The sequence below is a fragment of the Allobosea sp. FW305-C-101 genome (assembly GCF_058783685.1).
This window is the reverse complement of sequence record NZ_JBYSYT010000002.1, coordinates 1,234,598-1,260,248: the sequence shown is the minus strand read 5'-3', so window position 1 is coordinate 1,260,248 and position 25,651 is coordinate 1,234,598. Positions and strand designations below refer to the sequence as shown.

Here is a 25,651-nt window from a genome sequence, read left to right as displayed (position 1 = left end):
CATGTTCTGCCGTCTTCGCGGCGAATATGTCAGTAAGGCTGACATATCGACCGGAGGCGGTCAATTGATCTGGTATCATTCCAATTTTCGGGGCCGGGTCCAGAGATTTGCGGGAACGGCCGGTGCGCGCTACGCGGGAGGCGCCGCGATTTGGCCCTGTTTGCCGGGGAAGTCTGTCACGGCGATCCGGCGCCGCGAAGCGCCCGTTGACGATCGCTTAACCATGATCCACGCAAGCGGGACCACGGAGGGTTCGCCTTTGACGCGACGCGCGCATCTCACGGCCCTGTCGGGGCTCCTGCTGGCGGCCATCGCGGCTGTGCCGGCCGCCGCGCATCCGCATGTCTTCGTCGCGGCCAAGGCCGAGATCGTCTTCGCGGCCGACGGCTCGGTGCAGGCGATCCGCAACCGCTGGAGCTTCGACGAGGCCTATTCGGCCTATATCACGCAAGGCCTCGACAAGAACGGCGACGGCAAGCTGACCTCGGACGAGCTTGCCGAGCTCGCCAAGATCAATGTCGAATCGCTGCCGGATGTCGAGTTCTTCACGGCGGCCAAGCTGAACGGCCGCAAGCAGGAATTCGGTACGCCGGGCGAGCAGGTCATGTCCTATGACAACAAGGTGCTGACGCTGGTCTTCACGCTGCCGCTGAAGACACCGGCCAAGGCGCGCTCCTTCGGCATCGAGATCGGCGACCCCACCTATTTCGTCGCCTTCTCCATCGTGGACGAGCCCGATGCGGTGGTGACCAGGGGCGCGCCGCAGGGCTGCGTCGTGCGGGTCAACCGCCCACCAAAGCTCGATGATGCCACGCAGAAGCGGCTCGCCGAGGCCGATATCACCGCGACGCCCGATGTCAGCGGGCTCGAGATCGTGACGCGGGCGCTGGTGGCATGTCCGTGACATCCGCCGAGACAGCACGTCCGGCCGAAGCCGCGCTATCGCGGCGCCTGATTGCTTGCGCGCTGGCGCTGCTGCTGGTCGGGGGCGTGGTTGCGCTGCTGGCCATACTGATCGCGAGCGTGAGCCCGCCGCCTCCGCCACCGCCGCGCAATCCTTTCGGCACGGCGCTGCCGCGCGAGGCTCTGCCGTCCACGACCGGCTTCGGCGCGGTTCTGCTTGCCTGGCAGTCGAGCTTCTATCGTGAGTTGACGGCGACATTGAAGGCGATTGCGACTGCGCCCGGTGCGCTCTGGGGTCTGCTTGGGCTTTCTTTCGGCTATGGCGTCTTCCATGCGGCCGGGCCCGGCCATGGCAAGGCGGTGATCTCCGGCTATATCGTCGCCGACAACCGCAGCCTGAAGCGTGGACTGGGCCTGAGCTTCGCGGCAGCGCTCCTGCAGGCGCTGGTCGCGATCGCGATCGTGACGGTGGCGACGCTGCTCCTGCGGGTGACCGCGATGCAGATGAATGCGGCGACCACCGCGATCGAGCAGGGCAGCTTCCTGCTGGTCGCGCTGGTCGGGTTGCTGATGCTCTGGCGGAAGGCGGGCGCACTGATCAGGCTGGGAGCGGGCGGGGCGCATGATCCCGCCGCTTGCGACCATGTCCATATGCCCGATGCCGAGCAGGTCTCGCGGCTTTCCGGCTGGCGCGACATGGCCGGCGTCGTCGTTGCGGCCGGCGCGCGGCCCTGCGCGGGGGCGCTGATCATCCTCGTCTTCGCCAATGCGCAGGGGCTGTTCTGGGCCGGCATCGCCGCGACCTTCGCCATGGCGCTCGGCACGGCGCTCACGACAGGGGCGCTGGCGGCCTTCGCGGTGTTCTTCAAGTTCGCGGCGCTGAAATTCGCCGGTGGCGGCAGCCTGCGCTCGGCGCGATTGATCGCTGGGCTCGAATTGCTGGCCGCCGCCTTCGTCGCCGTGCTGGGCGCGGCACTGTTCACCGGCCTCTGGATCGGCGGGATGGGGAGCTGAAGCGGTTCGGTTCGGTACAGAGCCTCGCCGTCATCCCGGACAAGCGACGTAGTCGCGTAGATCCGGGATCCATCGTAGAGCGTGGAGCCTTACGATGGATCCCGGGGCAAGCCCGGGATGACGGCGGAGGTTCTGGCGCTCCTGCCTGCTAACGCAGCGGATCGTTCTCCAGCAGGATCGGCTTGCCATGCGGCGTCGCCTCGGCGGCGCGGGCCCAGGAGGCGGCCAGCGCGTCGACGCCGTCATGGGAGGTCAGCCCCTTCGCGATCAACAGGTGCTCCAGCGCCTCGCACCAGCGCTCGTAATAATCCGAGCCGTCGCGGCAGCCGCCGGCCGCCAGCGCCTCGCGGATTTCAGCGCCGAGTGCCTGCGCCCATTCATCGGCGGTGAAGACGCCCTTGTTCTGGAGCTCGACGACCAAAGCGAAGGCCTGAGCCTGCCAGGGCTCGGCGAAGATCGGCCCCTCGGCATCGCGCGGAATCGGCGTGTCGGCGGCGAGCGCTGCCGCGAGATCGGTCTCAGGCCGGCTCAAGATAGCTCTCCCAGGCCTCGATGCTAACCGTGGAGGTCGGATCGGCGTCGCGGCCCCAGAGCTCACGTCCGTCGAAGACCACCGTGTAGAGCCATTGCGCTGTCTCCGGTTGCCCTTGCGCGCCCGTATCCGGGAAGACATGGCAGCCGACGATGCGCTCGACCACGCCGGCCTTGCCGCGGGCATAGCGCGGCAGGCGGGTGTGGTGCTGCGGGTGCATCACGATGGTGCGGACCTTGTCGCCGACGGCAAAGCGGGCCGGGGCCTTGGCCTCGCGCTCATAGGGGAAGCCGCGGCGCAGGATGCCCGCGACCTCTTCGCCCTTGAGCACGCGCTTGGGCTCGCGGCGTTCGGGTGCCGGTTTGCCGCTGGCGAGTTCATCGGCGCTTAGGAAGCCGTGCTTGACCAGCACCTTGTCGAGCGCAGCGAGCCAGATCTCGTAATAGGTCGAGGAGAGATATTGCGCCGGCGGCAGGCTCTCGCGGGCATGGCGGATCTCGTCGATGCTCCAGGCGCCCATGGCGCCGGCCGCGACATTGATCGCGAGCACGCGTTTCTCCCAGTCGCCATGGAAGACCGGCTCGTTCGGCTCGGGAACGACCGGGCCGAAGGCCATCTGGCCGCCGAGATCGTGGGCGCTGTTCATGCCGCGTCCTCCGCGCGGGGCAGACCGGTGCCGATCATCGAATCGCGTGAGACGATGCTGGCGAGCTTCTCCTCGCTCCAGCCCTCGGTGCCGGCGGGCCGCATCGGGATGACGATGAAGCGGGTCTCGGCGGTCGAATCCCAGACACGGACGCGCTGGCTCTCCGGCAGCGTCACGCCGAAATCCGCGATGGTGCCGCGCGGGTCGATCACCGCCTTGGCGCGATAGGGCGGGGATTTGTACCAGACCGGCGGCAGCCCCAGCACCGGCCACGGATAGCAGGAGCACAGCGTGCAGACGATGAGGTTGTGCTGCTCGGGCGTGTTGAAGCAGGCGACGATATGCTCGCCGCCGCGGCCGCCATAGCCGAGCTCGGCCGCCGCCGCCGTACCGTCCGCCTTGAGCCGTTCGGCGAAGGCCGGATCGGTCCAGGCCTTGGCGACGATGCGGGCGCCGTCGCGCGGGCCGATCCTGGTCTCGTAGGTGTCGATGATCGCGTCGAGCGCGGCCGGATCGACATAGCCCTTCTCGACCATCAGCGTTTCCAGCGCCTTCACCCGCGCCTCGATCGCGGTGAAATGGTTGTCGTGATGATGATCTTGATCGGGGTGGTGATGTCCGCTCATGGCGGTCTCCTCTCAGGCGATCTGGATGCGGGCGGCGCGCTCGTAACGCACCGCGAAGGCGACGAGCGAGCGGTCGGAGCCCTTCGGGCCGATCAGCGACAGGCCGAGCGGGGCGCCCTCGCGCTGCGCGACGGGAATCGTGACCTGCGGGAAGCCCGACAGGCCGGCGAGGCAGAGCAGGCGCAGCGCCCGGTTGCGGAAATCCTCCAGCTCGGATTCCTTGGCCGCGATCAGCGGGGCGACGTCCGGCATGGTCGGCAGGATCAGCACCCCGTTCTGGCCGAGCAGGCGCGAAAGCTGGGTGCGGAAGGATTTGCGGGTGGTTTCGCCCTTCGCGTACTCTGCGTCGGTCACGGCCTTCGAGAAGGCGAAGCGCTCCTTCACGCCCGGACCGAGCGGCGGGTTGAAGCGCTCGATCATCGGGCCGTCCGACAGCCAGGCCTCGCGGCCCTGGATCCAGCGGAAGGCCCAGTAGAGCGCATCGAGATCGCGGACGAGCTTGACACCTTCGGGCTGGCCGAGCGTGGGGACCGTGCGCTGCACGACATTGCGCAGGATCGTCTCCGCCTCGGGCACGGCCTGGGCGAACATGACGTCGGCCATTAGGAGGCGCGGCGCTTCCGGCAGCTCCGTCTTGTCCGGGCCGAACAGGACATTGGCGACGCGGGCGAAGATGTCGCCGTCGCGGGCGAACCAGCCGGGCGTGTCCAGGCTTTCCGCCAGCGGCCAGGCACGCTTCAGGGAGAGGCGGCCATGGCTCGGCCGGATGCCGAAGAGGCCGCCATAGCTTGCCGGCGCGCGCACCGAGCCGCCGGTGTCGGAGCCCAATGCGATATCGGCGAGGCGACCGGCGACTGCGGCCATCGAGCCGCAGGAGGAACCGCCGGTGATACGCTCGGGCGCAGCCGGATTGATCGGCGAGCCGAAATGCGCGTTCTGGCCGTTGAGCGAGAAGGCGAGCTCATCGGTATGGGTCTTTCCGACGAAGCGGGCGCCGGCCTGGAGCAGATCCTTCACGATCGGCGCGGTCTTGGTCTTGATGCCGGATTGCGCCAGCACCAGCGGCGAGCCCGCCCCGGTCGGGTAGCCCTTGATATCGAAGAGGTCCTTCACCGCCAGCGTCAAACCGGCGAGCGGGCCGGCGACCGCATGTTTCACGAACGCGTCGGGATAGGGAAGGAAGCAGCGGAACGGATCGTCGAAAGTCATCTGGCGTCAGATCCCCCTGGAATCGCCGTCGGAACGCGGATCGTGCACGGCCTCGACATGGCCTTTCGCGTGCTTCACCAGCATGCCGGCATGGCCGAAGCCCTCGGAATAGGCGATGCCGCTTTCCTCGACCGGGTGGCCGGCGGCATCGAGCCGCTCCAGCAGCGACGGGTCGAAGCGGCTTTCGAACTTGAGGCTGATCGAGCCCGCGCCCCAGGTCTTGCCGAAGAGCCAGCGCGGCGCATCGACCGCCGTGGCGAGATTCTGGCCGGCGCGGTAGCGTGTCAGGATCTGTGCCTGGAACTGGGGCTGGCCGTCGCCGCCCATCGAGCCATAGGGCAGGACGCGCCCGTCATTGAAGCGGGCCAAGGCCGGGTTCAGCGTGTGGAAGGGCTTGCGGCCGGGCCTCAGCGGGTTGGCCGCGTTCTTGTCGAGCGAGAACGAGACGCCGCGGTTCTGCCAGTGGATGCCGGTGGCGGGCAACACGCAGCCGGAGCCGTATTCCCAGTAGATCGACTGGATATAGGAGACCGCGAGGCCTTTGCCGTCGATCGCACCCATCCAGATCGTGTCGCCGTCGCCATGGCGCAGAGGCAGCTTCGCAGCCCGCTTCATATCGATGGCCGCCGCCTCGCGCATCAGGGCGGCGTCGGTCAGGAAATCGGCAGGCGGGTGATCGAGCTCGGCGGGGTCGGTGACATAGCGGTCGCGGATGGCAAAGGCGCGCTTCGTCGCCTCGATCAACCCGTGATGGTGTTCGAACGAGTCGAGCCTCGCCTCGCCCAACCGCTCGAAGATGCCGAGGATCAGCAGCGAGGCCAGCCCTTGCGTCGGCGGCGGCAGGTTGGCGACGCTGAGGCCGGGAAGCTTCAGCGTGAGCGGCGCGACGGATCGCGCGTGATAGCGTTCGAGGTCGGTGCGGGTGACGGGGGCGCCGATGCGCTCGAGATCGGCGGCGATCTCGCGGGCGACATCGCCGCGGTAGAAATCGTCGAGCCCGGCATCGGCGAGCTGCTGCAGGGCGGCGCCGAGCGCCTCCGGCCTGCGGCGTGCGCCCGGCTTGGGCGGTGCGCCGTCGATCCAGAAGCTGGAGAGGAAGCCGGGCGCAGCCTTCAGCGCCTCCAGCTCGTTCGGCTTGTTGCCGAGCTCGGAATCCGAGACCGCATAGCCCTCGCGGCAATGGCCGATCGCGTCCAGCAGCAATTCATCGAGCGGCATGCGCCCGCCGAGCGAGCGCGCGAGATCGAGGGCGAGCTGCCAGCCACCGACGGCACCGGCGACGGTCAGCGCCGCTTCCGGCCCGCGCGAAGGGAGGGCGTCATAGCCCTTGCCGCGATAGCGCTCGATCGTCGCGAGCGCGCCGGCCGGGCCGCAAGCCTCGATGCCGTGCATCTTTCCACCGGGCTCATGCACCAGCCAGAAGCCGTCGCCGCCGATGCCGTTCATATGCGGATAGACCACGGCGATCGTCGCGGCCATCGCGACCATCGCCTCGATGGCGTTGCCGCCTTCGGCAAGGATGGCGCGGCCCGCCTCGGAGGCGAGGCGATGAGGGGCCGCGACGGCGGCGGAAGCGAAGACGGGCGTATCGAGCATCAGGACTTTTCAAGCGCGGAGATCGTGCCCATCTGCGCGATGGGCGCGAATTTGTTGCATGGGGCGGCAAGCTCCGCTAGGTGCGTGGGGCGCATGGCCGCGCAAGGCGGCCCGCGCGTGAAGGAAGGACAGCATGGCCGGACGGCATATGAACTGGCGCAACCTGATCATGGTCTCCTCGTTCGGGATCCTGATCGCCGTCGAGCTGTTCGGCGTGGCGCTGGCGGCCGGCTGGGCCTTGGCCGGCTTGTTCGAACTCGGCACCATCTTCGAATACATCATGATGGCGATCTTCTCGGTCTTTGCCGGGTACGGCCTGGTCAACCTGATGCGCCGCATGCTCAAGATCGAGCACCTGACCGAGGTCGATTGATCAAGCGTCATGGTCGGGCTTGACCCGGCCATCTCATGCCGAAAGAGGCTCCCGCGCCTCGCTTTCAAGAGATTCTCGGGTCTGCGCTTCGCTCCGCCCGAGAATGACGGCGCTACTTACCGCAGATCTTCAACGTGACCGGGTCGGCATCCGCCGGGAGATAGTCTCCCATCGCGCGGCAGCCCGATGCCGTGCAGATGCGCCAGTCGGCCGTCGCGCCGGAGCGGCGCATCACTACTTCCTTCAGCAGCGGCAGAGCCGGGCGCCAGCGCCAGAAGCCGTCGACGAGCTTCGCGCCGTCAGGCGGGTCCATGCCGGCGCCCGAGCCTTCGATCCGCGCCTCGACGATTTCGAGCCCGGCGGGCGTCTCTCGCCAGACCTCTTCCCAGAGCGTCTTCTGCACCGAATGGCGCCAGCCCAGCGTGATCTCGCCCCGGCCGAGCACTACCACGAGCGCGCCGGCCGCGAGGCACAGGCTCATGCGGCGATCTTCGCCGTGCGGATGCGCCAGAGATGCTGGCCGATCATCACGGCCGCGATGGCGAAGCCGATCTCGTCGGTCAGCGGAACGGCGGCGACGAGGAAGCCGGCACCGACCGCCGCCAGAATCCGCTCCCACATCGACAGGGCGCGCATGAACTGGCCGACGAAGGCCATGCCCCAGAGCAGCATGGCGAGCGTCGCCTTGACGACGATGTAGACGACGGCGAGCCAGTAGCCGGCACCGGTCAGGCCCGCGACTGGCTGCAGCATCAGCGTGGGATCGTAGACCGCCATATAGGGCACGACGAAACCGGGCAGCGCGATCTTCACCGCCTGCACGCCGATCTTCATGCCGGAGACCTTGGCCATCGGCGCCGCCGCGAAGGCGGCCAGCGCCACCGGCGGGGTCAGGTCGGCCATGATGCCGAAATAGAAGACGAACATGTGGCTGACGATCAGCGGCACGTCGAGCTGCAGCAGAATCGGCGCGGCGAGCGAGGAGGTGATGATGTAGTTCGGGATGGTCGGGATGCCCATGCCGAGGATCAGGCTGAAGATCATCGTCAGGACGAGTGCGAGGAACATGCTCTCCTTGCCGATGCCGATCAGCCAGGAGCCGAAGATCGTTCCGATCCCGGTCAGCGTCATGGTGCCGATGACGATGCCGACCAGCGCGCAGGCGAGGCCGACCGGCAGGGCCTGGCGCGCGCCGTCGGCGAGCGCTTCGATGCAGGCGGTCAGAACCTCGCGCCCAGAGCGGCCGCGGAGCACGTTCCAGATGACGAGCAGCAGGACGACGCCGAGCACGGTCGCGACGCTGATCGCCATCGACGCGGCCGAGATCAGCGCGAAACCGACCCAGAAGACGACGCGCAGCGCGGGCGTGGCAAGGCCGGCCGAAATCGCCAGCGCGAGGATGAGGGCGACGGTGAGGGCTAGGCCGATCGCGCCGGCGAAGAGCGGCGTGAAGCCTGCGAACAGGAGATAGACCAGCACCAGGAGCGGCGCGATCAGGTACCAGCTCTTGCGCAGTTCGGCGCGGGCGCTCGGCAGTTCCGATTTCGGCATGCCGGTGAGCCCGAGCTTGCCGGCCTCCAGATGCACCGCCCAGTAGCAGGCGGCGAAATAGAGGAAGGCTGGGATGATCGCGGCCTCGACGATCTTGGAATAGGGCACGTCGATGGTCTCGGCCATGATGAAGGCGACGGCGCCCATGACCGGCGGCATGATCTGGCCGCCCATCGAGGAGGTCGCCTCGACGCCGCCGGCGAAGGCGCCGTTGAAGCCCGAGCGCTTCATCAGGGGAATCGTGAACTGGCCGGAGGCCACGACATTGGCGACGCCGGACCCCGAGACCGTTCCCATCAGCGCCGACGAAGCGACGCAGACCTTGCCCGGTCCGCCCTGCTTGCCGCCGAACACCGCCATCGAGATATCGTTGAAGAAATCGATGACGCCGGCACGCTCCATGAAGGCGCCGAACAGGATGAAAAGGAAGATGAAGGTGGCCGAGACCGCCGTCGGCGTGGCGTAGAGGCCCTCGGTGCCGAAGGCCATTTGCTCGATGACCTGTTCGAGGCTGTAGCCGCGGTGGTCGAACGGTGCCGGGAGGTAACGGCCGAACAGGCAATAGGCCAGGAAGGTGCCGGCGACGAGCGGCAGGGCGATGCCCATGGCGCGCCAGACCAGCAGGAACAGGACCGCGAGCGCGGCGATGCCGACGACCATGTCGGCGTCGGTGAGTTCGCCGGCGCGGTTCACGAGCTCCATGTAGTTCCACCAGTGGTAGAGACCGACGGCGAAGCCGATGATGCCGACCGCCCACCAGAAGGCGCGGGCCGGCGGCGCCGTCTCGTCGGCATTGGCGAGCAGCCCGCAGGCGATCAGCGCGAGGAAGCCGACATGGACGGTGCGCAACACCTGGTTGGGCAGCGTGCCGGTATAGAGCGAGACCAGCTCGAAGGCGCCGAGAAGCGCAAGAAAGGCGATGGCGGCTTCGAGCATCGGACGCCCGCGCACGAGCCCGAGCACGATCCAGGCGAGCCAGAGCACGAAGGCGACGCGGATCAGCGTGATCGGCGTCAGCCAGGCGACGGAGCCGATCAGCCGGAAATCGAGCGGGATGCCGAAGGCGGTGACGACCTGGAAGGCCGAGAAGGTGACAGCCAGCCAGAACAGCAGCCGGCCCTTCCAGCCGGTTCCGAAGGTGGCCGGCAGGCCGTGCTCGGGATCATAGGGCGCAGCCGCCGGCGCGGGCGCTCCCGTGAGATCCTGCTCTGCAAGCGGTCTGGTTTCGTCGCGGCTCATGCTGCTGTGCCCCTGGGCTCATGCCGGCGCCCCCGGCATGGAAAAGGGCGAGACCGGTCAGGCCGGCCTCGCCCGTCATTGCGGTGGGAAGGTGCGGTTCAGGAACCGACCTTCAGGCCCTTTTCCTTGAAGTAGCGCGCGGCGCCCGGATGCAGCGGCAGGGGCATGCCTTCCAGCGCGTTTTCCAGCTTGATCGAGCGGGCGGCAGCGTGGGCGGCGCCGAGATCGGCCAGGTTGTCATAGACCGCCTTGGTCATCTGGTAGACGGTCTCCTCCTTCATGCCCTCATGGGTCACGAGATAGTTGACCACGGCGGCGGCCGGCACGGCGGCGGTCTGCCCGGTATAGGTATTGGCGGGGATCGAGACCTTGACGAAGGGCGGGCCGGCCTTGTCGACGACGGCGGCGGGCACCTCGACCACGGTGATCTCGACGGAGGTCGCGAGGTCGCGCAGCGAGGCGACGCCGAGACCCGCCGATTGCAGGGTCGCGTCGAGCTGGCGGTTCTTCATCAATTCGACCGACTCGGCGAAGGGCAGATACTCGATCTTGCCGAGATCCTTGTAGGACATGCCGGCGGCGGCGAGGATGGCGCGCGCATTGAGTTCGGTGCCGGATTTCGGCGCGCCGACCGATAGGCGCTTGCCCTTCAGGTCCGCCAGCGTCTTGATGCCGCTATCCTTCGAGGCGACGATCTGGATGTAGTTCGGATAGATCGCGGTGATGCCGCGCAGCTTCTTCAGCGGCGCCTTGAAACCGGCTTCCTCGTCGCCCTTCCAGGCTGCGTCGAGCGAATCGCCGAGCGTGAAGGCTATCTCGCCCTTGCCCTGCTGCAGGAGCTGGAGGTTCTCGACCGAGGCCTTGGTGGCCTGCACGGTCGGGCGAACATTCGGAATCTTCTCGCCATAGATCTTCGAGAGCGCGACGCCGAGCGGATAATAGACGCCCGACGTGCCGCCGGTGAGGACGTTGACGAACTCCTGGGCCCGAGCCGTGGCGGGGGCCGTGGCGATAAGGGCTGCGGCGGCAAGGCCGGCGAGGCGGCGGTTGCGGAACAGTGTTTTCATGTCATCTCCCTGAAGGTCGCTCCGGCTCATGCGGCCAGTTGTCGCGTTTTTTAGAGCATGCTGAACCGCAAAGGGGAAGCGTTCGACAACAGGTGGCAGTCCGCCTTTAGCCGAAGGGCCGGACTGGTTTCGCCATGATTGGCTGCCTATCTCCGGTTTCGCGCGGGCGCCTCGTCATGGCGGGCGGCCGTGCCTCCGAGCAACGAGTGACCAGGAACGACATGCAGGACCGCGCCGAGCAGGGTAGCAGCCAGGGGCTTCGCCTCGACCGACGGACTCTTCTCGCAGGTGCGGGTGCGACAGCCACGCTGGCGGCGCTCGGCTTCGCGCCGGAGGCGCTGGCGCAACAGGGGCTCAAGCTTGGCGATAGCAGGGATTTCACCTTCGAGGCGCTGAAGGCGCGGGCGAAGGAGATGGCGGCCAAGCCCTATGAGGCCCCGCCGAGCCCGCGACCCGACGTGATACAGCGGATCGACTACGACGCCCATGGCAGGATCCGGTTCAAGCCGGACGCAGCGCTCTGGGCGGAGGGACCCTCGCCCTGGCCGGTGACGTTCTTCCATCTCGGCCGCTTCTTCCAGAAGCCGGTCAGGATGCATGTCGTCGAGGGCGGGAAGGCCCGCGAGATCGTCTACGATGCCGACTATTTCGAGATGCCGGCGAATTCGCCGGCGCGCGACCTGCCGGCCGGGGCGGGCTTCGCCGGCTTCCGCCTGCAGGAAAGCCGCAGCGGCCATCCCGGCCGCGATGGCGAGGCGCTCGACTGGAAGACGAACGACTGGGTCGCCTTCCTCGGCGCCTCCTATTTCCGCGCCATCGGCGAACTCTACCAGTACGGCCTGTCGGCGCGCGGCGTCGCGATCGACCCGGCGGTCTCCGGCAAGACCGAGGAATTCCCCGACTTCACCCATATCTGGCTGGAAACGCCACAGGCGGGCGCCGAATATGTCGTGATCTATGCCCTGCTGTCGGGGCCGAGCCTGGCCGGCGCCTATCGCTTCCGCATGCATCGCGGCAAGGGCGTCACGATGGAGATCGAGACCGCGCTGCATCTGCGCAAGGATGTCTCGCGGCTCGGCATCGCGCCGCTGACCTCGATGTTCTGGTATTCCGAGACCGCGAAGCAGACGGCGATCGACTGGCGTCCGGAGGTGCATGATTCCGACGGGCTCGCGCTCTGGACCGGGCCGGGCGAGCGCGCCTGGCGCCCCCTCAACAATCCCCCGCACACCATGGCCTCGTCTTTCGTCGACAGCGATCCACGCGGCTTCGGCCTGATGCAGCGGGATCGCGAGGCCGGGCATTATCTCGACGGCGTGCATTACGAGCGCCGTCCGAGCCTCTGGGTCGAGACCGACGGGCAATGGGGCCGGGGGGCGGTGCAGCTCATCGAAATCCCGACCGATGATGAGATCCACGACAATATCGTCGCGATGTGGGTGCCCGAAGGCCCTGCCAAGGCCGGCAATGCCTATCAGTTCCGCTACACGCTGCACTGGCTCGCCGACGAGCCCTTCCCGACGAAGCTTGGACGTGTCGTCGCGACGCGCCTGGGCAATGGCGGCCAGCCGGGGACGGCGCGGCCGCGGGGCGTGCGCAAGTTCATGGTCGAGTTCCTGGGGCCTGCGCTGGAGGCGATCCCTTTCGGCGTGAAACCGGAGGTCGTGCTCTCGACCTCGCGCGGCAGCTTTTCCTATATCCTGACGGAAGCGGTGCCGGACGACGTGCCCGGCCATTGGCGCGCGCAGTTCGACCTCTCCGTGGGTGGCAGCGAGCCAGTGGAGATGCGCTGCTATCTCAAGGCGGGCGATACCGTGCTGACCGAGACCTGGCTCTATCAATACCAGCCGTTCTGAGGGCTGGGGGCGCGGCGCGGAATCATGCTTGCTCCAGCGTGCACGTAATATTATATCATTTCCCATGGCTCACGCGCACGCCCACCCTACGCATCGCGCTGCCTCGGAAGCTCCGGGGTGGTCGCTGCTGCGTCTGTCGGCGGGGACGCGCGTGGGATTGGCCGCTGCCGTCGTCGCGCTGCTCTGGCTGGCGACGCTGGCTGTGATCCTGTGAGTTTGCGTTGATGTCCGCCATCCGCCTGACCGACCTGACGCTGGGATATGATCGCCATCCGGCGGTCCATCACCTCTCCGGCGATATCGCGGCCGGGAGCCTGACGGCCATCGTCGGGCCGAACGGCGCCGGCAAGTCGACCCTCCTCAAGGGTATCGCCGGGGCGCTGGCGCCGCTGTCCGGTGGCGTTGCGCTCGCCAAGGGCAAGCGGCTCGCCTATCTCCCGCAATCGGCCGATCTCGACCGCTCCTTCCCGATCCATGTCTACGATCTCGTCGCCATGGGGCTGTGGAACCGGGCCGGCATCTTCGGCCGCATCGGTGCGGGCGCTGCCCACAAGATCGAGCATGCCATCGCGGCCGTGGGCCTCACCGGTTTCGAGAGCCGGCCGATCGGCACGTTGTCCGGGGGACAGATGCAGCGAGCGCTGTTCGCGCGGCTGCTCCTGCAGGATGCCGACGTGATCCTGCTCGACGAGCCCTTCACCGCGATCGATGCGCGCACGACGGCGGACCTGCTCGACCTGGTCCGACGCTGGCATGGCGAGAGCCGTACCGTGGTCGCCGTGCTGCACGATATCGAGACGGTGCGGCAGGCTTTCCCGCAGACTTTGCTGCTGGCGCGCGAGGCCGTGGCCTGGGGCGAGACCGCGGCCGTGCTGACGCCCGAGAACCTGCTGAAGGCGCGGCGCATGGTCGAGGCTTTCGACAGCCACGCCGTTCCCTGCCAGCGCGACGCCGCCTGATCCGTCCAAGCAGGCCAAGCCGATGCTGTACGACCTCCTCATCGGCCCCTTCGCCGAATTCGACTTCATGCGGCGCGCGCTTGTCGGCGTTGTGGCGCTGTCCGTTTCGGGCGCGCCGATCGGCGTCTTCCTGATGCTCCGGCGGATGAGCCTGACCGGCGACGCCATGGCGCATGCGATCCTGCCCGGCGCGGCGCTGGGTTATCTCGTCGCCGGCTTCTCGCTGCCGGCGATGACCATCGGCGGTCTCGCGGCCGGCTTCGCGGTGGCGCTGGCGGCCGGCGCCGTGGCGCGGGCGACCGTGCTCAAGGAGGACGCTTCGCTGGCCGCCTTCTACCTGATCTCGCTGGCGCTTGGCGTGACCATCGTCTCGCTCAGGGGCTCGGCGATCGACCTCCTGCACGTGCTTTTCGGCAATGTGCTGGCACTCGACGATCAGGTCCTGGTCCTGCTCGCCGGCGTGGCGACCGTATCGCTGCTGTCGCTGGCGGCGCTCTACCGGCCTTTGGTGCTGGAATGCGTCGATCCCGGCTTCCTGCGCTCGGTCAGCCGCTCCGGCGGGTTCGTTCACCTCACTTTCCTCGCGCTGGTCGTGCTCAATCTGGTGGCCGGGTTCCATGCGCTGGGGACGTTGCTCGCCGTCGGCATGATGATGCTGCCGGCTGCCGCCGCGCGCTTCTGGACGGCGGATATCACGCGGCTGCTGCTTCTCGCGGCCGGTTTCGGCATGGTTTCCGGCTATGCCGGGCTGGTCGTGTCCTATGCGGCGGGGTCGAGCCTGCCGGCAGGGCCGTCGATTATTCTCGCCGCAGGAGCGATCTATATCGGCTCGCTCCTGTTCGGCTCGCAGGACGGGCTTGCGCGCCGCCTCTTGCCTCGCGCCCATCTCCAGAGATAGAAACGTTATATCGTTTCATTTCTTGGAGTCGCCCATGCCCAACCGTCGCGCCCTCGTCGTCGGCCTCGCTCTCGGGCTTGCCGCAGTCGCCGCGCCGTTCGGTGCCTTTGCCCAAGACAGCGCACAAGCGAAACTGCCGGTCGTGGCGAGCTTCTCGATCCTTGGCGATTTCGCCCGGCAGGTCGGCGGCGACCGCGTCAGTGTCACTACGTTGGTCGGTCCTGACGGCGACGCTCATGTCTATTCGCCGACGCCGGCCGATGCGAAGGCGATGGCCGCGGCGAAGCTCGTCCTCGTCAACGGCCTGCATTTCGAGGGCTGGCTGCCGCGTCTCATGAAATCCTCGGGTACCAAGGCGACGATGGCCGAGGCGACGAAGGGCATCACCCCGCTCGAAGCCGATGACGACCATGACGACAAGAGCAAGGGCGGCCATGCGCATGCCCATGGCCATGACGATCCGCATGCCTGGCAGAGCGTCGCCAATGCGAAGCTCTATGTCGCGAATATCAGGGATGCGCTCAGCGCGGCCGACCCGGCCGGCAAGGCGAGTTACGAGGCCAATGCCACGGCCTATCTCGCCGAGCTCGACAAGCTCGAAGGCGAGGTGAAGGCCGCCATCGCGCGTATTCCTGCAGAACGACGCAAGGCCATCACCACCCATGACGCCTTCGGCTATTTCGTGAAGGCCTATGGCATCGCATTCGTGGCGCCGCAGGGCGTCTCGACCGAGGCCGAGGCCTCCGCCAGGGATGTCGCCCGCATCATCCGGCAGGTGAAGACGCAGAAAATCCCGGCCGTCTTCCTCGAGAACGTCACCAATCCGCGCCTCGTCGAGCAGATCGCGCGCGAAAGCGGCGCCAAGGTCGGGGGCCGGCTCTATTCGGATGCGCTCTCGGCCGAGAGCGGGCCGGCGGGGACTTACATCCGGATGATGAAGCACAATATAAGCGAGATCGAAAAGGCGCTGACTGCCGGCCCGGCCTGACCGGGCGGTGTCCTCCTCGCGTCGCAGTCATTCAGGTCAAGCCATGTCCGAGAAAATCCCCGTCACGGTGCTCACCGGCTATCTGGGCGCCGGCAAGACCACGCTCCTCAACCGCATCCTGACCGAGGACCACGGCAAGAAATTCGCCGTGATCGTCAACGAGTTCGGCGAGGCCGGTATCGATGGCGACCTCATCGTCGGTGCCGACGAGGAAATCTTCGAGATGAATAACGGCTGCATCTGCTGCACCGTGCGCGGCGACCTGATCCGCATCCTCGACGGGCTGATGAAGCGCAAGGGCAAGTTCGACGCGATCATCGTCGAGACCACCGGTCTCGCCGATCCCGCGCCGGTCGCGCAGACCTTCTTCGTCGATCAGGATGTCGGCGACGCCACCCGCCTCGATGCGGTCGTCACCGTGACCGACGCCAAGTGGCTGAAGGATCGTTTGAAGGATGCGCCGGAGGCCAAGAACCAGATCGCCTTCGCCGATGTCATCGTGCTCAACAAGACCGATCTCGTGACGGCGGAAGAGCTCGCCGATGTCGAGGCTGCGATCCGCGCGATCAACCCCTATGCCAAGCTGCACAAGGCCGAGCGCGCCAATGTCGATATTGCAGCCCTGCTCGACCGCAACGCCTTCGATCTCGACCGTATTCTCGATATCGAGCCCGATTTCCTCGAAGCCGGGCATCACCATCACCATGCCGAGGATGTGCGCTCGATCTCGCTGACCGTGCCGGGCGACGTCGATCCCGAGAAGTTCATGCCGTGGATCAATGACCTCACCCAGATCCAGGGGCCGAACATCCTGCGCTCCAAGGGCATCCTGGCCTTCAAGAACGAGCCGCGCCGCTTCGTCTTCCAGGGCGTGCACATGATCCTGGACGGCGACCTGCAGCGCGACTGGAAGGATGGCGAGACCCGCGAGAGCCGCCTCGTCTTCATCGGGCGCGATCTCAACGAGAACGAATTGCGCAAGGGGTTTGAAGCCTGCGCGGCCTGAGTTAAAGCCGCGTCATGACGACGATGACCCCACCCGTCTCGCTGCGCGAGCATGTCACCCCGATCGCTGCGGAGACGCATGTCGTCGCGGCCCACTGGCTGAAGCAGGGGCTCGTACTCGCGCTGGCCGACGGGCGCGTGCTGCGCTGGCGCGACGGCGCCCTCGTCGACAGCGTCGAGGCCCATGCCGGCGGCATTCTCTGCGCCACCGGCGACGGTGAGCGCCTGATCTCCGGCGGCGATGACGGACGCGTCGTCGCAACGCGGTTCGAGGGCGAGCCTGAAGAGATCGCGAAGGACCAGAGGCGCCGCTGGATCGACGCGATCACGTTGTCTCCATCAGGGAATCTCGCCTGGAACACCGGCAAGACCGTGCAGGCCCGCGACGAGAAGGGCCGCATCCGCACGCTGGAGGCGGCGAGCACGCCGCAGGGCCTCGTCTTCGCGCCGAAGGGCTACCGCGTGGCCATCGCCCAGATGAACGGCGTCTCGCTCTGGTATCCGAACACCGAGGCGAAGCCGGAATTCCTGGAGTGGAAGGGCTCGCATATCGATGTCGCTTGGTCGCCGGATGGGCGCTTCGTCGTCTCATCCATGCAGGAGAACGCGCTGCATGGCTGGAAACTCGGCGACAAGCCCGGCCATATGCGGATGACCGGCTATCCAGCCAAGCCGCGCTCGCTGTCCTGGTCGCATGATGGGCTCTGGCTGGCGTCGAGCGGGGCGGACGGCGCGATCGTCTGGCCGTTCCAGGGTGATGGGCCCCAAGGCAAGGCGCCGCGCGAGTGCGGCGTGCGCCATGCTCGCGTCACTCGCGTCGCCTTCCATCCGGGCGCGCTGGTGCTGGCGATCGGCTATGACGATGGCTGCATCCTGATGGTCCGGCTGACCGACGGCTCCGAACTGCTGGTGCGGCCGGCTCTGCGCGACAGCGGGATCAGCGCCTTCGCCTGGGACAAGGCCGGCAAGCGGCTCGCCTTCGGCGCCGAGGACGGCGCGGCCGGCGTGCTCGTCCTGCCGAGCTGAGCGGCATGCGCTTCGGTCTCTTCGGCAAGCCTGAGACCCGCAAGGGCGGCGATGCGAAGGCCGAAGCCAAGGCGCTGGCCGAACGACTGAAGGGGGAGGTCCGGGAATTGCTCGGCCTGCCCGAGACGGCGGCGATCGCCGTCAACGAGATCATCTGTGCGGACCCTGCCTGCCCGGGCAATGAGACGGTGATCCTGGTGATGAAGCCGGGCGAGAAGACCCGCGCTTACAAATTGCAGATGGCGATGGCCGAGGTGACGGCGGACGCCTTGGCGGAGGCGCTCCGCACTTAGGGCTTCATACCGTTCGGCAGGGACGCCTGAGCGACGAGTTGGATGACCGCTTGCCGCCAGCGCCGGTTTCGCTAAAGCTCCACGCGATGTCTCTGCTCTCGCTCTATGCCCGCGTCCTCGGCGAACTCGGTCCGGAAAGGCGGCTGGGCGTCATCCTGGCGCTGGCCAATATCGTGCTGGCGGCGGTCGCCTTTGCCGAGCCGATGCTGTTCGGCGCGCTAATCGACCGTCTGACCACGATCCAGGCCTCGGGCGGCGCGCTGACCTGGGCCAGCATCAACCTGCTGATCGTCGCCTGGGTCGGCTTCGGCCTGACCAATATCGCGCTCGGCGTCTTCGTCGCGCTGCATGCCGACCGACTGGCCCATCGCGCGCGCCTGATGGTGATGGCGCGCTATTTCGAACATGCGCTCACCTTGCCGCTGGCCTATCACACGCAGACCCATTCCGGCCGTGTGCTCAAGGTGATGCTCGACGGCACCAATGCGATGTGGGGGCTGTGGCTGTCCTTCTTCCGCGAGCATTGCGCCTCTGCCGTGGCGCTGTTCGTGCTCCTGCCCTTCACGATCTGGAAGAACTGGCAGCTCGGGTTGTTGCTGGTCGCGCTGGTGGTGCTGTTCGGCTCGCTGACGGCCTATGTGCTGCGCAAGACCGACCGCTTGCAGAGCAATGTCGAGGCCTATCACTCCAACCTGGCGGAGCGGGCCTCGGACGCGCTCGGCAACGTGCCGGTGATCCAGAGCTTCACCCGCATCGAGGCCGAGGTGCGCGGCCTGCGCACCACCATCGCCAATGTGCTGGCGGCGCAATTGCCGGTCCTGTCCTGGTGGGCGGTGGCCAATGTCGCGACGCGCGCCTCTGCGACGCTGACCGTGCTGCTGATCTTCATCGTCGGCACCTGGCTGCTGATGCATGGCCAGACCACGGTCGGCGAAATCGTCACCTTCATGGGCTTCGCCACCATGCTGGTCGGGCGCCTCGAGCAGATCGTCGGCTTCGTGAACTTCATCTTCATGCAGGCGCCGAAGATGCGGGAGTTCTTCGAGGTGCTCGACACGCTGCCGAGCGTGCGCGACCAGCCCGGCGCCAAGGACCCCGGCCGGCTCGAAGGCGCGGTCGCCTTCGAGGACGTCTCCTTCTCCTATGACGGCAAGCGCGCGGCGGTGCGCGACGTTTCCTTCGCGGTGAAGCCCGGAGAGACGATCGCCGTCGTCGGCTCGACCGGTTCGGGCAAGTCGACGACGCTGGGGCTGCTGCACCGCGCCTTCGATCCGCAATCGGGCCGGATCACCGTCGATGGCATGGATATCCGCGAGATCTCGCTGCTCTCGCTCCGGCGCAATATCGGCGTCGTCTTCCAGGAGCCGATGCTGTTCGCCCGCTCGATCCGCGAGAACCTGCTGGTCGGCAAGCCGGACGCCACCGATGCCGAGATGATGCAGGCGCTGGAACGCGCCCAGGCCGCCGAGGTGATGGCGCGCCAGGCCGACGGTCTCGACACGCTGGTCGGCGAGCGCGGCCGCACGCTCTCCGGCGGCGAGCGCCAGCGCTTCTCGATCGCCCGCGCGCTGCTCAAGAACCCGCCGGTGCTGATCCTCGACGAGGCGACATCCGCGCTCGACGCCGCGACCGAGGTCAAGCTGCAGAAGGCGCTGGAAGAGGTGATGAAGGGCCGCACCACCTTCGTCATCGCGCACCGTCTCGCGACGATCCGCAATGCCGACCGCATCCTGGTCTTCGAGCAGGGGCAGGTCGAGGAAATGGGCACTTTCGATGAGCTCGTCGCCAAGGGCGGACGCTTCGCGGCGCTGGCGCGGGCGCAGTATCTCGTCAGCGACAAGTCGGCCCACGCCGAGGACACGCCGAGCCCGCTCGCGCAAAAGATCCTGCCGGGCTGACGAGCGGCGTTTTTCGAGCCGTTTCGGGGGTCGCAGGCGCGATCAGGCGTTGCGCCGATGTCGCCTTTCCCGCTTATTGGACTGGAGCCTTTCCCGCCCGCGATCCCGAGTGACGACGAACGATGATGATCCTCCGCCTTGCCTGTGCCTGGGCCTCGGTTGCCGCCTTCCTTCTGTTCGGCGACACCTTGCTCGGCCAGCTCGGCGCGCCATTGCCGTCGCTTTTCGTCTTCCTCTGGCTGCTCGGCGTCATCATCTGGTCGTCCTTCGGCGTGGTGCATGAAGCCGAGGAGCTGGCCGAAAGGCTGGGCGAGCCCTATGGCACGCTGATCCTGACGCTCTCGATCGTCATCATCGAGGTGGCGCTGGTCGGCGCCGTCATGCTTGGTGCGAAGGGCGCACCGACGCTCGGCCGCGACACGATGTTCGCTGTGTTGATGATCGTGCTCAACGGCGTCGTCGGCATCGGCCTGCTGATCGGGGGCCTCCGGCATTTCCAGCAGCGCTACAACCTCAAGGGCGCGTCGTCCTATCTGGCCGTGATCATTCCGCTGACGGTGATCCCACTCTTCCTGCCCAATTTCACGACATCGACGCCGGACGGCACGCTGACCTCGTTCCAGGCCATCGCCTTCTCGATCTTCACGGTGGCGCTCTACGGCGCTTTCCTCGCGCTGCAGACCGGTCGGCACAGCATGTTCTTTCGCGAGCCGGACGAGGACGGTAAGCCGGTCATTGCCGTCGACGCGGATGGCGAGCCGGTTTCACCTTCGGCGGCGGGCGAGGTGCTGCCGCGTATCGGGCTCTTGCTCGCCAATATCCTGCCGATCGTCATCCTCTCGAAGAGCCTGGCGGCGGTGCTCGATTTCGGCATCGCCAAGCTCGGTGCGCCGGCCGCGCTCGGCGGCATCCTGATCGCGATGGTCGTCTTCACGCCGGAATGCATCGCGGCGCTCCGGGCGATCACCTCGAACCAGCTGCAGCGCGCCGTGAATCTCTGCCTGGGCGCGGCGACCTCGACGCTGGGCATGACCGTGCCGGCCGTGCTGCTGATCGGCGTCTTCACCGGCCAGCCGGTCGTGCTCGGCCTGTCGGCGACCAATATGGTGATCGCGGCGATGACGCTGCTGCTCTCGACCCTGACCTTCACCGGCACGCGCACGACCATGCTGGAAGGGGCGGTGCATCTCGCCGTGTTCTTCGTCTTCCTCGTGCTGGTCTTCAGTCCGTAATCGCAGCGCGATTACCCCTGTGGTAATCGACCCCATTCGCTTCACGCGTCATGGTCCTCCGCAACGAACGGCCTTCCGGCCGCGATCTGCAGGAGAGAACCATGACCGCCTATGCCATCGCCCATCTGCAGGATGTCCGGCTCGGGCCGGAGATCGTCGACTACATCGCCCGCATCGACGCGACGCTCGACCCCCATGGCGGCCGCTTCCTGATCCATGGCATGACGCCGGAGATCGTCGAGGGGCCGTGGCCGGGCGATCTCGTGCTCATCGCCTTTCCGGACATGGACCGGGCTCGCGCCTGGTACGATTCGCCGGAATACCGCGCGATCCTGCCGCTCAGGACCGAGAATTCGCGCGGCACGGCGATGCTGGTCCACGGCGTCGAGCCGGGCTACCGCGCGACCGATTTCCTGGCGAAGGCCGGGCTCGTCTGACCGGCTTCAGTCCTTCGAGGCGAGTTCCGCCTCGATGAAGGCGCGCACTTCATCGGCCGCGACGCCCTGCGCGATGAAGCTCTTGCCGATGCCGCGGGCGAGGATGAAGGTCAGCACGCCACGCTTGACCTTCTTGTCCTGCGCCATGGCGTTGACGATCTCCTCGGCGCTGCCGGCACCGCCCGGCACCTGCCGCAAGCGGCTGGGCAAGCCGACATGGTCGAGATGGCGCGATACGCGGCCGGCATCCTGGCCCGAGCATAGCCCGAGGCGCTGCGAGAAGCGGAAAGCGAGTGCCAGGCCAATCGCCACGGCCTCGCCATGGACGAGGCGGGCGGACTCGTAATTCGTCAGCCGTTCCAGCGCATGGGCGAAGGTATGGCCGAGATTGAGCAGGGCGCGGTCGCCTTCCTCGCGTTCGTCGCGGGCGACGATCGCGGCCTTGGCGCGGCAGGAGACGGCGACGGCATGGTCGCGCTCCGGCCCGCCGGCGATGACGCGGCTCCAGTTCGCCTCGCACCAGTCGAAGAAATCGGGGTCGTCGATCAGCCCGTACTTCACGACCTCGGCATAGCCGGCCTTGAACTCGCGCTCGCTCAGCGTGTCCAAGAGCGCGGTATCGGCGATGACCAAAGCCGGCTGGTGGAAGGCCCCGATCAGGTTCTTGCCATGAGGCGAGTTGATGCCGGTCTTGCCGCCGACGGAGGAATCGACCTGGGCGAGCAAGGTGGTCGGCACCTGCACGAAGCGCACGCCGCGCCGCAGGACGGCCGCCGCGAAGCCGGTGAGGTCGCCGACGACGCCGCCGCCGAAGGCGATCACGAGGTCATTGCGCTCGATCCTGGCGGCCAGCAGCGCATCGCAGAGCGTGACGAACTGGGCATAGGACTTCGAGGCCTCGCCCGGCGGGATGGTGATGCGGGTCGCCGTGATGCCTTCCTGCTGCAGGCAGGTCTCGAAGGCGGCACCATGCAGGGCAGCCACGCTCTCGTCGGTGACGAGAGCCGCCTTGGCGCCCGGCGCGAAGGCGGCGATCAGGGCCGCGGCCTCGCAGAGCTGGTGGCGGCCGATATGGATGTCGTAGCCGCGGCCTTCGAGCGCCACGGGGACGACGATGCGGGCGCCGGTCTTCTCGGGCGTGGCGGCGGTCATGATGCTGTCGCTCCGGCTGCCAGCCGCAGATAGTCGTCCAATGCGGCGATGGTTTCGCCGACCACGACTTCATGAGGCTCGTCGCTCGACAGGATGGTGATGTCGGCCAGTGCATAGACCGGCTCGCGCTCGGTCAGCATCCGGCGCAAGGTCGCTTCGGGATCGGCGGTCTGGAGCAGCGGCCGGTTCGAGCGCTTGCGGACGCGGCGCATGAGAACGTCAGGTTCGGCTTTGAGCCAGACCGCGATGCCGAGTTCCTTCACGCGCTCGCGCGTCTCGGCATTCATGAAGGCGCCGCCGCCGGTCGCCAACACCAGCGGGGCGCGCGTGGTCAGCACGCGGCTGATGACCCGGCGCTCGCCCTCGCGGAACTCGGCCTCGCCGCGCTGCGCGAAGATCTCGGGGATCGTCATATGCGCGGCCGTCTCGATCTCGGTATCGGCATCGACGAAGGGCAGGCCGAGGCGCCCGGCCAGCCGGCGGCCGACCGAGCTCTTGCCGGAGCCCATCATGCCGACAAGCACGATCGCACGCTGGCCGAGGGCGGCGCGGAGATCGGTCATATCGGGCGTGGCGACGGAAGCGGCGGCGGTCATGGTAATGTGTCCTCGGCACGGCTGTAGCACCGGCCGGCAGCTGCGTCATGCCCCTGTCACGCGGTTTGCACGAGGCTGTGGCTCGCCTGCCCTTGCGCGAGCCGGTTGCGATCAGGGATAGTCAAGCCCGGTGCCGGGATCGTGCGCACCCAAGCGATTGCGAGAGTCCGCCCGACGTGCCGACGCTGTTCCGTTTCCTGGCTTTCATAGGGATCATCGCCGGGCTGATCTTCGGGGGCATGATCGCGCTCGTCACCTTCGTCCAGCCGGTCCAGCGCGAGATGATCGAGATCGTTCCCCCTTCAAAATTGCAGCCTAAGGGCCTCTAACAAAACTGGGAGGGGTCTCGATGGGCTTTGGAGGAGCCGCATGCCAGGAGGAGCGCGCAGCCGATATCCTTGGATATCGGCAAGTCGCTCCGACGCCGCAGGCGGCCCTCCAAAGCCCACCTTCGGCGCCGGGAATTCGACCGCCCGCGGCGTCGCGGCGCTTGCCGATACCAACGGTATCGGCTTCACCCCGCTCCTGGCGGAGCGGACGAATTGCCGGCGTCGAGACCTCTCCCAGTTTTGTTAGAGGCCCTCAATGAGCCGGCTGGGGCGCCAGCGGCTCAACGCCTTTCTCGACATGCTGGCGGCCGAGCGCGGCGCGGCGCGCAACACGCTCGACGCCTATGAACGCGACATCGCGGATTACATCGAATTCCTCGGCGGCAAGGCGCCGGGCGATGCCACGGCGGAGAATATCCGGGGATGGCTCGCCGATCTGGCGGCGCGCGGGCTCAAGGCGTCTTCGGCGGCGCGGCGGCTTTCGGCCGTGCGCCAGTTCCACCGCTTCCTCTATACGGAGGGGCTGGCGGGTACCGATCCTTCGGCTGCGATTTCAGGGCCAAGGCTCGGACGACCCTTGCCCAAGGTGGTGACGGTCGGGGATGTCGACCGCCTGCTCGAGACGGCGCGGTCCGCCTGCGAGCAGGAGGGGATATCGAAGGCAGCCCGCCTCAAGGCCCTGCGCATGCGCTGCCTCGTCGAGATGCTCTATGCCACGGGCCTGCGTGTGTCCGAGCTGATCGCGCTGCCCTTATCGGCGGCGACGACGCGCGAGCGCTTCCTGATCGTGCGCGGCAAGGGCGAAAAGGAGCGGCTGGTGCCGCTGAACGATGCGGCACGCGGCGCGGCGCGGGATTGGCTGGAGGCGCTGAAGGAAGCCGAAGCGGCGGATGGGCGCTGGCTCTTCCCGTCGGAGGGCGAGAGCGGGCACCTGACGCGGCAGGTCTTCGCCAGGGACCTCAAGTCACTGGCCGGGGCGGCCGGGCTTTCGGCGGCGGCCTTGAGTCCGCACGTCCTGCGCCATGCCTTTGCCAGCCATTTGCTGCAGAACGGCGCCGACCTCAGGGTGGTGCAGGAACTGCTGGGCCATGCCGATATCGCGACGACGCAGATCTACACTCATGTCCTCGACGAGCGCCTGAAGAGCATGGTGCGCGATCTTCACCCCCTCGCGGACGGGGAGTGAGGCGGGATGTCATCCCGCACGCGCCGCGGCACGCAGTGCTGCTGCGCAGATGCGGGATCGCATAACGAGAAGGTGCTTTTCCGGGAGACGATCCCGTGTCTGCGCCGCAGCGCTTCACGCCGCAGCGCGCACGGGATGACGTGCGGAGATCACGCCTCGGAGCAGCGGATCTGCTGGACGCGCTTGGGCATCTCGCCGACGGCGGGGATGAACTGGCCGGTCGCGTTGTCGAGGATCATCAGCACGCCGGTGGCGACGGCGAAATAGGCGCCGTGCAGGTGCAGGCGGCCCTTGCTCTCGAGAATCTGCACGCAAGGGAAGGTGCGCAGGTTCGCAAGCGACTGCTGGATCGAGGCCAGTTCCAGACGCTGCAGATAGTCCTCGAAGCTCTCGTTGCGGCCGCGTCCGCCGGTGCGCTCGGCGGCGGGCGAGATCAGGGTGATCCACTTGCCGATGAAGTCGCCCGGCGAGAGCGCCTGCTGGCTGTCGTCGGCGAAGGCGCGGATGCCGCCGCAGCGGCCATGGCCGAGCACGACGATATGCTTCACCTTCAGCGCCTGGATGGCGTATTCGAGCGCCGCCGAGGTGCCGTGGAGCTGGTCGTCCGGCTGGAAGGGCGGCACGAGATTGGCGATGTTGCGCGCGACGAACATCTCGCCGGGCCTCGCATCGAAGATCACTTCCGGCGAAACACGCGAGTCGCAGCAGCCGATCAGCATGATCTGCGGCGTCTGGCCGTGCTCGCCGAGCTCTTCGTAGCGGCTCTGCTCTCGGATGAAACGATCGTCGAGGAAGGAGCGATAGCCTTCCGTCAGGCGCTGCGGGAATGGCTCAGCAGGCTTGTCCATGGCCTCTCTCGAACAGGAAACCGGCGGCTTCGTCAAGTCGATGTTGCGGTGCGGTATCGCTCAGCCCGTCTGCCGGCCTTCGCCCAGGCGCCTTTTGAAGGGCCGGCGGAGCGTTCACGAACCCGCGCGGGGGGAAGGGGCCGCATGCGCCGTTGGGTCATGGACATCTCGGACTCGTCGCCTAGTCTGCGA

27 protein-coding genes are annotated in these 25,651 nt (G+C 67.4%); 16 read left to right on the top strand and 11 right to left on the bottom strand.

Annotated elements, in window-relative coordinates; translation table 11 throughout:
- Positions 1-259: 259 nt before the first annotated feature.
- Together AC3WMA_RS13680 and AC3WMA_RS13675 are read left to right on the top strand one after the other, a co-directional pair.
- Positions 260-904 (top strand): DUF1007 family protein, encoded by a 645-nt coding sequence (locus AC3WMA_RS13680; RefSeq protein ID WP_492285895.1) that lies wholly within the window; start codon positions 260-262, stop codon positions 902-904.
- Positions 895-1,917, top strand: a complete 1,023-nt coding sequence (locus AC3WMA_RS13675; RefSeq protein ID WP_492285894.1) for a nickel/cobalt transporter — start codon at positions 895-897, stop codon at positions 1,915-1,917. Before AC3WMA_RS13680 ends, AC3WMA_RS13675 begins: the two co-directional genes overlap by 10 nt.
- A gap of 148 nt (positions 1,918-2,065) precedes the next feature.
- Here the strand turns inward: AC3WMA_RS13675 and AC3WMA_RS13670 are convergent, their stop codons facing one another.
- Genes AC3WMA_RS13670 through AC3WMA_RS13650 form a run of 5 tightly spaced genes read right to left on the bottom strand, consistent with a single transcriptional unit; the run spans position 2,066 to position 6,526 of the window.
- Positions 2,066-2,449: a nitrile hydratase accessory protein gene (locus AC3WMA_RS13670; RefSeq protein ID WP_492285893.1), complete on the bottom strand. Its 384-nt coding sequence runs from the start codon at positions 2,447-2,449 to the stop codon at positions 2,066-2,068.
- Positions 2,436-3,095 carry a nitrile hydratase subunit beta gene (gene nthB, locus AC3WMA_RS13665; RefSeq protein WP_492285892.1) on the bottom strand — a complete coding sequence of 220 codons (660 nt, stop codon included), beginning with the start codon at positions 3,093-3,095 and terminating at the stop codon, positions 2,436-2,438. The genes AC3WMA_RS13670 and nthB overlap by 14 nt, the downstream gene beginning before the upstream one ends.
- Positions 3,092-3,721 (bottom strand): nitrile hydratase subunit alpha, encoded by a 630-nt coding sequence (gene nthA / locus AC3WMA_RS13660; RefSeq protein WP_492285891.1) that lies wholly within the window; start codon positions 3,719-3,721, stop codon positions 3,092-3,094. The genes nthB and nthA overlap by 4 nt, the downstream gene beginning before the upstream one ends.
- 12 nt (positions 3,722-3,733) lie before the next feature.
- The gene (locus tag AC3WMA_RS13655; RefSeq protein WP_492285890.1) at positions 3,734-4,930 is read right to left on the bottom strand and encodes an amidase; all 1,197 of its coding nucleotides are present in this window, start codon (positions 4,928-4,930) and stop codon (positions 3,734-3,736) included.
- 6 nt (positions 4,931-4,936) lie between these two features.
- On the bottom strand, positions 4,937-6,526 hold the full coding sequence (locus AC3WMA_RS13650; RefSeq protein WP_492285889.1) for a gamma-glutamyltransferase family protein: 1,590 nt from the start codon (positions 6,524-6,526) through the stop codon (positions 4,937-4,939).
- Positions 6,527-6,659: 133 nt separating this feature from the next.
- On the opposite strand from AC3WMA_RS13650, the gene AC3WMA_RS13645 reads away from it, so the two are divergent.
- Complete coding sequence (locus AC3WMA_RS13645) at positions 6,660-6,899, top strand: hypothetical protein (protein ID WP_377842721.1); 240 nt, start codon at positions 6,660-6,662, stop codon at positions 6,897-6,899.
- A 112-nt stretch (positions 6,900-7,011) separates the two neighbouring features.
- On the opposite strand, the gene AC3WMA_RS13640 is transcribed toward AC3WMA_RS13645, so the two are convergent.
- The 3 genes from AC3WMA_RS13640 to AC3WMA_RS13630 form a co-directional block, all read right to left on the bottom strand.
- Positions 7,012-7,380, bottom strand: coding sequence for a DUF1850 domain-containing protein (locus AC3WMA_RS13640; RefSeq protein ID WP_492285888.1), 369 nt, complete (start codon positions 7,378-7,380; stop codon positions 7,012-7,014).
- Complete coding sequence (locus tag AC3WMA_RS13635; protein WP_492285887.1) at positions 7,377-9,689, bottom strand: TRAP transporter permease; 2,313 nt, start codon at positions 9,687-9,689, stop codon at positions 7,377-7,379. Before AC3WMA_RS13635 ends, AC3WMA_RS13640 begins: the two co-directional genes overlap by 4 nt.
- Before the next feature lie 98 nt (positions 9,690-9,787).
- Complete coding sequence (locus tag AC3WMA_RS13630; protein ID WP_492285886.1) at positions 9,788-10,756, bottom strand: TAXI family TRAP transporter solute-binding subunit; 969 nt, start codon at positions 10,754-10,756, stop codon at positions 9,788-9,790.
- 221 nt (positions 10,757-10,977) lie between these two features.
- Between AC3WMA_RS13630 and AC3WMA_RS13625 the strand changes: the two genes are divergently transcribed.
- From AC3WMA_RS13625 to AC3WMA_RS13575, 11 genes are all read left to right on the top strand, one after another.
- Positions 10,978-12,612, top strand: coding sequence for an OpgD/OpgG family glucan biosynthesis protein (locus AC3WMA_RS13625; protein WP_492286105.1), 1,635 nt, complete (start codon positions 10,978-10,980; stop codon positions 12,610-12,612).
- A 64-nt stretch (positions 12,613-12,676) separates the two neighbouring features.
- Positions 12,677-12,826, top strand: a complete 150-nt coding sequence (locus AC3WMA_RS13620) for a hypothetical protein (protein WP_492285885.1) — start codon at positions 12,677-12,679, stop codon at positions 12,824-12,826.
- 10 nt (positions 12,827-12,836) lie between these two features.
- Positions 12,837-13,571, top strand: coding sequence for a zinc ABC transporter ATP-binding protein AztA (gene aztA, locus AC3WMA_RS13615; RefSeq protein WP_492285884.1), 735 nt, complete (start codon positions 12,837-12,839; stop codon positions 13,569-13,571).
- A gap of 22 nt (positions 13,572-13,593) precedes the next feature.
- On the top strand, positions 13,594-14,469 hold the full coding sequence (locus AC3WMA_RS13610) for a metal ABC transporter permease (protein WP_492285883.1): 876 nt from the start codon (positions 13,594-13,596) through the stop codon (positions 14,467-14,469).
- Positions 14,470-14,503: 34 nt separating this feature from the next.
- Complete coding sequence (locus tag AC3WMA_RS13605; protein WP_492285882.1) at positions 14,504-15,457, top strand: metal ABC transporter substrate-binding protein; 954 nt, start codon at positions 14,504-14,506, stop codon at positions 15,455-15,457.
- 43 nt (positions 15,458-15,500) lie between these two features.
- Positions 15,501-16,463, top strand: coding sequence for a CobW family GTP-binding protein (locus tag AC3WMA_RS13600; protein WP_142114002.1), 963 nt, complete (start codon positions 15,501-15,503; stop codon positions 16,461-16,463).
- Between the two features lie 14 nt (positions 16,464-16,477).
- Positions 16,478-17,488, top strand: coding sequence for a WD40 repeat domain-containing protein (locus AC3WMA_RS13595; RefSeq protein ID WP_492285881.1), 1,011 nt, complete (start codon positions 16,478-16,480; stop codon positions 17,486-17,488).
- Between the two features lie 5 nt (positions 17,489-17,493).
- Positions 17,494-17,781: a hypothetical protein gene (locus AC3WMA_RS13590; RefSeq protein ID WP_492285880.1), complete on the top strand. Its 288-nt coding sequence runs from the start codon at positions 17,494-17,496 to the stop codon at positions 17,779-17,781.
- Positions 17,782-17,867: 86 nt separating this feature from the next.
- Entirely contained in the window at positions 17,868-19,679 is a 1,812-nt protein-coding gene (locus tag AC3WMA_RS13585) for a glucan ABC transporter ATP-binding protein/ permease (RefSeq protein WP_492285879.1), read from the top strand.
- A gap of 122 nt (positions 19,680-19,801) precedes the next feature.
- Positions 19,802-20,911, top strand: a complete 1,110-nt coding sequence (locus AC3WMA_RS13580) for a calcium:cation antiporter (protein WP_492285878.1) — start codon at positions 19,802-19,804, stop codon at positions 20,909-20,911.
- Between the two features lie 101 nt (positions 20,912-21,012).
- Entirely contained in the window at positions 21,013-21,348 is a 336-nt protein-coding gene (locus AC3WMA_RS13575; protein WP_492285877.1) for a DUF1330 domain-containing protein, read from the top strand.
- 6 nt (positions 21,349-21,354) lie between these two features.
- Here the strand turns inward: AC3WMA_RS13575 and aroB are convergent, their stop codons facing one another.
- A complete protein-coding gene (aroB, locus tag AC3WMA_RS13570) occupies positions 21,355-22,500 on the bottom strand; it encodes a 3-dehydroquinate synthase (protein WP_492285876.1) in 1,146 nt (381 codons plus the stop codon).
- Positions 22,497-23,096: a shikimate kinase gene (locus AC3WMA_RS13565; protein ID WP_492285875.1), complete on the bottom strand. Its 600-nt coding sequence runs from the start codon at positions 23,094-23,096 to the stop codon at positions 22,497-22,499. The genes aroB and AC3WMA_RS13565 overlap by 4 nt, the downstream gene beginning before the upstream one ends.
- A 176-nt stretch (positions 23,097-23,272) precedes the next feature.
- On the opposite strand from AC3WMA_RS13565, the gene AC3WMA_RS13560 reads away from it, so the two are divergent.
- Positions 23,273-23,425 (top strand): histidine kinase, encoded by a 153-nt coding sequence (locus tag AC3WMA_RS13560; protein ID WP_492285874.1) that lies wholly within the window; start codon positions 23,273-23,275, stop codon positions 23,423-23,425.
- A gap of 256 nt (positions 23,426-23,681) precedes the next feature.
- On the top strand, positions 23,682-24,611 hold the full coding sequence (locus AC3WMA_RS13555) for a site-specific tyrosine recombinase XerD (protein ID WP_492285873.1): 930 nt from the start codon (positions 23,682-23,684) through the stop codon (positions 24,609-24,611).
- A 149-nt stretch (positions 24,612-24,760) separates the two neighbouring features.
- Here AC3WMA_RS13555 and AC3WMA_RS13550 read toward each other — a convergent pair whose 3' ends face one another.
- Positions 24,761-25,459 (bottom strand): carbonic anhydrase, encoded by a 699-nt coding sequence (locus AC3WMA_RS13550; protein ID WP_492285872.1) that lies wholly within the window; start codon positions 25,457-25,459, stop codon positions 24,761-24,763.
- Positions 25,460-25,651 lie beyond the last annotated feature (192 nt).

What these genes read in the sequence shown, in the direction of transcription:
- AC3WMA_RS13675 (WP_492285894.1), top strand. Translation starts at nt 895, where the DNA reads ATGTCCGTGACATCCGCCGAGACAGCACGTCCGGCCGAAGCCGCGCTA.
- nthB (WP_492285892.1), bottom strand. Translation starts at nt 3,095, where the DNA reads ATGAACAGCGCCCACGATCTCGGCGGCCAGATGGCCTTCGGCCCGGTC.
- nthA (WP_492285891.1), bottom strand. Translation starts at nt 3,721, where the DNA reads ATGAGCGGACATCACCACCCCGATCAAGATCATCATCACGACAACCAT.
- AC3WMA_RS13655 (WP_492285890.1), bottom strand. Translation starts at nt 4,930, where the DNA reads ATGACTTTCGACGATCCGTTCCGCTGCTTCCTTCCCTATCCCGACGCG.
- AC3WMA_RS13650 (WP_492285889.1), bottom strand. Translation starts at nt 6,526, where the DNA reads ATGCTCGATACGCCCGTCTTCGCTTCCGCCGCCGTCGCGGCCCCTCAT.
- AC3WMA_RS13645 (WP_377842721.1), top strand. Translation starts at nt 6,660, where the DNA reads ATGGCCGGACGGCATATGAACTGGCGCAACCTGATCATGGTCTCCTCG.
- AC3WMA_RS13640 (WP_492285888.1), bottom strand. Translation starts at nt 7,380, where the DNA reads ATGAGCCTGTGCCTCGCGGCCGGCGCGCTCGTGGTAGTGCTCGGCCGG.
- AC3WMA_RS13635 (WP_492285887.1), bottom strand. Translation starts at nt 9,689, where the DNA reads ATGAGCCGCGACGAAACCAGACCGCTTGCAGAGCAGGATCTCACGGGA.
- AC3WMA_RS13630 (WP_492285886.1), bottom strand. Translation starts at nt 10,756, where the DNA reads ATGAAAACACTGTTCCGCAACCGCCGCCTCGCCGGCCTTGCCGCCGCA.
- AC3WMA_RS13625 (WP_492286105.1), top strand. Translation starts at nt 10,978, where the DNA reads ATGCAGGACCGCGCCGAGCAGGGTAGCAGCCAGGGGCTTCGCCTCGAC.
- AC3WMA_RS13620 (WP_492285885.1), top strand. Translation starts at nt 12,677, where the DNA reads ATGGCTCACGCGCACGCCCACCCTACGCATCGCGCTGCCTCGGAAGCT.
- aztA (WP_492285884.1), top strand. Translation starts at nt 12,837, where the DNA reads ATGTCCGCCATCCGCCTGACCGACCTGACGCTGGGATATGATCGCCAT.
- AC3WMA_RS13610 (WP_492285883.1), top strand. Translation starts at nt 13,594, where the DNA reads ATGCTGTACGACCTCCTCATCGGCCCCTTCGCCGAATTCGACTTCATG.
- AC3WMA_RS13605 (WP_492285882.1), top strand. Translation starts at nt 14,504, where the DNA reads ATGCCCAACCGTCGCGCCCTCGTCGTCGGCCTCGCTCTCGGGCTTGCC.
- AC3WMA_RS13600 (WP_142114002.1), top strand. Translation starts at nt 15,501, where the DNA reads ATGTCCGAGAAAATCCCCGTCACGGTGCTCACCGGCTATCTGGGCGCC.
- AC3WMA_RS13595 (WP_492285881.1), top strand. Translation starts at nt 16,478, where the DNA reads ATGACGACGATGACCCCACCCGTCTCGCTGCGCGAGCATGTCACCCCG.
- AC3WMA_RS13590 (WP_492285880.1), top strand. Translation starts at nt 17,494, where the DNA reads ATGCGCTTCGGTCTCTTCGGCAAGCCTGAGACCCGCAAGGGCGGCGAT.
- AC3WMA_RS13585 (WP_492285879.1), top strand. Translation starts at nt 17,868, where the DNA reads ATGTCTCTGCTCTCGCTCTATGCCCGCGTCCTCGGCGAACTCGGTCCG.
- AC3WMA_RS13580 (WP_492285878.1), top strand. Translation starts at nt 19,802, where the DNA reads ATGATGATCCTCCGCCTTGCCTGTGCCTGGGCCTCGGTTGCCGCCTTC.
- AC3WMA_RS13575 (WP_492285877.1), top strand. Translation starts at nt 21,013, where the DNA reads ATGACCGCCTATGCCATCGCCCATCTGCAGGATGTCCGGCTCGGGCCG.
- aroB (WP_492285876.1), bottom strand. Translation starts at nt 22,500, where the DNA reads ATGACCGCCGCCACGCCCGAGAAGACCGGCGCCCGCATCGTCGTCCCC.
- AC3WMA_RS13565 (WP_492285875.1), bottom strand. Translation starts at nt 23,096, where the DNA reads ATGACCGCCGCCGCTTCCGTCGCCACGCCCGATATGACCGATCTCCGC.
- AC3WMA_RS13555 (WP_492285873.1), top strand. Translation starts at nt 23,682, where the DNA reads ATGAGCCGGCTGGGGCGCCAGCGGCTCAACGCCTTTCTCGACATGCTG.
- AC3WMA_RS13550 (WP_492285872.1), bottom strand. Translation starts at nt 25,459, where the DNA reads ATGGACAAGCCTGCTGAGCCATTCCCGCAGCGCCTGACGGAAGGCTAT.